This window comes from Candidatus Pantoea multigeneris (assembly GCF_011752615.1).
GTDB classification, from domain to species: Bacteria; Pseudomonadota; Gammaproteobacteria; order Enterobacterales; family Enterobacteriaceae; genus Pantoea; species Pantoea multigeneris.
Genome location: NZ_VWXF01000035.1, coordinates 1 through 588 on the forward strand (window position 1 = coordinate 1; position 588 = coordinate 588).

A 588-nucleotide genomic window follows, 5' to 3' on the forward strand; every position below is an offset into this window, starting at 1 on the left:
CATACACCGACAACCTCCAGCAGAAACTGAAAGACCTGCACGGGGCATGGAAGCGGTGCTTTGATAAGCGTCTGGCGGCTAAAAAGCCGGTCTTTAAGCGCAAGAGCCAGGGCAACGATTCCATCAGGTTCGTTAATTTTGACAAGTACTGCCAGCTTGACCGCAAACGCGTTAAATTGCCGTCCGGGCTGGGCTGGGTGAAGTTCCGCCAGTCTCGTGCCGTTACCGGCAAAATCAAAAACGCCACAGTCAGCCAGCACGCTGGCGGCTGGTATATCTCGTTTCAGGTCGAAACGGAGGTCGAACAGCCCGTACACCCGTCAACGTCCGCCATCGGACTGGACGCGGGTATCAGCAAGCTGGCAACGCTGTCCGACGGCACGGTCTTTGAGCCGGTAAACAGCTTTAAAAAGAATCAGGCAAAGCTGGCGCGGTTACAGCGCCAGCTGGCCAGAAAAGTGAAATTCAGCGCGAACTGGAAGAAACAGAAGGCGAAAATTTCCCGCTTACACGTGCATATCGCCAATATCAGACGCGACTACCTTCACAAAGTCACCACCACCATCAGCAAAAACCACGCGATGATAG

1 protein-coding gene is annotated in these 588 nt (G+C 54.1%); it reads left to right on the forward strand.

Annotation, left to right across the window (positions count from 1 at the left end; all coding sequences use genetic code 11):
• The coding region (locus F3J40_RS24610; RefSeq protein WP_167018789.1) for an RNA-guided endonuclease InsQ/TnpB family protein at positions 1-588 on the forward strand (588 nt) is incomplete at both ends.